Genomic DNA, 3,549 nt, shown 5'->3' with positions numbered 1-3,549 from the left:
ACCAGGTCGATGATGACCTGGCCGGTGTGCAGCATCTTAGGCATGAGCATTCTCGGTAAGCGCGGCGCGACGGTCTTTCGCCCCACCGAGTACAAAATAAATCCCGCCAGCCACGACAAAAGTCACAATCCAGCCGAGGCCGTTGTGCCCCAGCCACGAGTCGGACAGGAAGCCCTTGAACCAGACATTTTCTGCCGTGGTGCCGATGGTGGTGAAGCTGAAACCGAGCACGATGGCGATGGCCCACGCGCTGAATGCGCGCCATTCCACACCGCCGCGATACCAATAGGCGCTGCTCGGGCTGACATCCAGCAAGTCCTTGGGGCTGTAGTAATGCCGATGAATCAGGTCGACCACAAAGATCCCGACCCATGCCGTGATCGGCACCGCCAGCAAAGAAATGAAGGTAATGAACGGGCCGTAGAAACTGTCGGCGATCAGCATGAAGTAAATCGAGCCAGCAAAGATCGCGACGATGTCGACCACCACGGCGTAGACGCGCTTGACCTTGAGCCCGAGCGTCAGCGTGGTCAAACCGGCGGAATACACCGACAGATTGTTCGACAGCAGCAAGCCACCAAACGCAGTGATCAGGTACGGCACGGCCATCCAGGTCGGCAGCATGTCGCGGATCGCGATGATCGGGTCAGTAGCCTGGGCCAGGTCATTGTTGCCCACCGACAACAGGCCGCCGAGGGTGATCAGCAGCACCAGCGGAATCCCCGCACCGAATGCCGCCGAAGCCACCAGGCGTACGGCTTTGACGCTGCGGTGCTGATAGCGCGACATGTCCGCACCGGCATTGGCCCAACCGATCCCGGTGCCGGCCGCCATGGTGCCGATGCCGATGATCATCGCGCTGATCGGCGCAGGCGTAGCGTTGAACACCGCGCTCCAGTCGATGGTGGCGCAGAGGAAGCCGCCGACCAGAATATTCAGCGCGCCGAAGACGTAGGTCGCCCATTTCTGAATGACCAGCAACGTCGCATGACCGAGGCCGGACACCGACAAGGTCAACAAGACGAAAATCGCGATGAACAGCAGCGTCAGCGCAGGCGCACTTTTCGCTTCCACCGGCGAGCCGAACAGGATCGAGCACAGTGAGAGCAGCACGAACGCGGCGGTGGTGGTGTTGACGGTTTCCCAGCCCAGCCGCGACATCAGCGAAACCAGGGTCGGGCCGATATTGCCGCGTACGCCGAAGATCGCTCGCGACAAGGTCAGGCTCGGCGCGCGACCGCGACGACCGGCGATCGAGATGATGCCGACCACCGCAAATGAACCGGCGGCGCCGAGGATCGCGACGATGATTGCCTGCCAGATCGCCAAACCGCGAAAAGCCACGAGGGTCGCACCCAATGGCAGGCCGAGGATGGAAATGTTGGCGGCAAACCAGACCCAGAACAGTTGCAACGGATGACCATTGCACTCGGATTCCGGCACCGGTTCGATGCCGCGTGTTTCCAGTTGCCCGGCACTTTGCCCGGCGTTTGATGAACTCATGAAAAATGCTCCTGTTGCCATTTTTGTGGTTGTGGGCAAATCGGATACCGACACTACAGCCCTGTGGCGAGGGAGCTTGCTCCCGCTGGGCCGCGAAGCGACCCCAAGACCTGCGACAGTAGTGAAGCAGGCACACCGAGTCGTCAGCGTTTACGACTGCTGCGCAGCCGAGCGGGAGCAAGCTCCCTCGCCACAGAATATCGGTTTGATCCAAAAATCAGCGCAGAACCAGCAGCCCTTGCACCAAAGGCTCAAGCTCCAGATCATTGACGGCCTTGACCTTGTCGATCATCTCGACCGGCCAACTCTCAAGGCCCAGGCAGGCCCCAAGCATCGCGCCGAGAATCGCTGCGATGGTGTCGGTGTCACCGCCAAGGCTGGCGGCCATGCACAACGCTTCGAAGGCATTCATTTCGCCGATGGCCACCTGCTGGGCCAGGGCAAACGACACCACCACCGACTCCTGCGATGCCACCGACGTACCGATCACGTCGTACATCAGATCCGCCAGCAGCGCTTTGTCGCTGTCAACGCTGATGCTCCGCGCCCAACTGATGCGCGAGGCAATGCGTCCGCCGGCGACCCAGTGACCATGGGTTTCTGCTTGCTGGGCGATTTGCTGACCGAGGTTCAATGCTTCGCCCAGGTCCATGCCATTGATCCCGGCGGACACCACCGCCGCCACCGCCGCCGCGCTTGAAATCCCCAGCGTGGTGTTGTGGGTGACCTGGCAGGCCTGCACGACCGCTTCAATGAAACGCTGCGGATCGACGACATCCGCCGCGATCCCGACCGGCGTAATGCGCATCGCCGCGCCATTGGTGGTGCCGTAGCGCCCCGCCTCTTCCGGTGAATGACCCGCGAGGATCATCTCGATGGCGCGCTTGGTCGAAGGACCGAGCAGATCCTGCGAGCCCTTGGCCTGCATCACCGCTTCCCAATCGATCAAGCGCTGGGCAAGCACCGACGGTTCGATGCGACCTTCGCCCTCGATCAGCAACTGGCCGACCAGAATCGCCTGTTCGGTGTCATCGGTGATCGAGCCTTTGGGCATGTTGGCGGCGATCGGTTGATCTGGGCCGGCATCTTCAAGGTCAGTGATTTGGCCAAAACGCGCCTGGATTGCAGCACGACTCAACGATTGCGTCGGCATGCCCAGGGCATCGCCCAAAGCCAGACCGTAGAACGCGCCCAAGGCACGGTTGAGCGCAGTCATTTCGACGTTCCAAATTGCAGGTGCAGACGGAAATGCACAGGGTCGAGCAAACTTTCCACTTGCTCCATGAAGCGGTTCTGTCGGTCGTAAGTTGTACGCAGCGCCTTGAGAAAGACCGTGCCGACCGGGCGCCCCAGCAACTCGGCATCCAGTTCAATCAATGGTTCGGCGCCGATCCATTGATCGCCACGCTCACCGATGTAGCCATAGGCAGCCAGGGTGATGGTCAGGGAATTGTCGATCAGACCGACCCGCGGCAGGCTTTCCAGGCCTCCGGTGGCGGGCATCAGCGAGCGTTCGAGGGAAACCAGCGTACCGTCGTTGGAACGGCGGCGACGGTCGAGCGTGATGAATTGGTCAGTGCCGAACCGCGACAGCAGGTCGGGGCGAGTCACCGCCTCCAGCCGCAGCACCTCGGTATTGACCAGCGCTCCGCTGTCGGCCAGGGCTTGGGCCCAACCGCTGCGCTGGTCGAGGACCACACCGTCAAAGGTGACGATGGAACCCACCCCGCTTTGCGTCGCGATGTAATTGCGCCGTTTCAGTTCGGCCAGGGCTTCACGCAAAGTGCCGCGGCTGACTTTGAATTCTTGAGCCAACTGATGCTCACCCGGCAACTGAAAACCGTCCTCGAGGAGGCCGCTTTCGATGCGCCGGATGAGTTCGTCGACCACCCGTTGTTTCTTGTCAAATCGAACCTGTCTAATCATGTACAAATTGATAACCGAAACCGGTTCGGGCGGGCAAGGAAAATTTATCGATCCAGACGGAAGGATCACAGAACCGTGGCGAGGGAGCTTGCTCCCGCTCGGCTGCGCAGCAGTCGTAAG

At 61.0% G+C, this 3,549-nt stretch carries 3 protein-coding genes; all 3 read right to left on the bottom strand.

Going from position 1 to position 3,549, the window contains the following annotated elements:
- Positions 1–36: 36 nt before the first annotated feature.
- Positions 37–1,503 (bottom strand): cytosine permease, encoded by a 1,467-nt coding sequence (locus D8U18_RS20130; protein ID WP_130904421.1) that lies wholly within the window; start codon positions 1,501–1,503, stop codon positions 37–39.
- A gap of 217 nt (positions 1,504–1,720) precedes the next feature.
- Positions 1,721–2,719: an ADP-ribosylglycohydrolase family protein gene (locus D8U18_RS20125; RefSeq protein ID WP_056855917.1), complete on the bottom strand. Its 999-nt coding sequence runs from the start codon at positions 2,717–2,719 to the stop codon at positions 1,721–1,723.
- Entirely contained in the window at positions 2,716–3,429 is a 714-nt protein-coding gene (locus D8U18_RS20120) for a GntR family transcriptional regulator (protein WP_131108232.1), read from the bottom strand. Before D8U18_RS20120 ends, D8U18_RS20125 begins: the two co-directional genes overlap by 4 nt.
- Positions 3,430–3,549: the final 120 nt, after the last annotated feature.

This window comes from Pseudomonas sp. Sample_10 (assembly GCF_004321495.1).
Taxonomy (GTDB): Bacteria; Pseudomonadota; Gammaproteobacteria; order Pseudomonadales; family Pseudomonadaceae; genus Aquipseudomonas.
The sequence above is the reverse complement of the archived record's forward strand: the minus strand, read 5'-3'. Positions and strand labels throughout refer to the sequence as shown.

Excerpts from the sequence above, each read along its gene's own strand:
- D8U18_RS20130 (WP_130904421.1), bottom strand. The coding sequence starts at position 1,503 with ATGAGTTCATCAAACGCCGGGCAAAGTGCCGGGCAACTGGAAACACGC.
- D8U18_RS20125 (WP_056855917.1), bottom strand. The coding sequence starts at position 2,719 with ATGACTGCGCTCAACCGTGCCTTGGGCGCGTTCTACGGTCTGGCTTTG.
- D8U18_RS20120 (WP_131108232.1), bottom strand. The coding sequence starts at position 3,429 with ATGATTAGACAGGTTCGATTTGACAAGAAACAACGGGTGGTCGACGAA.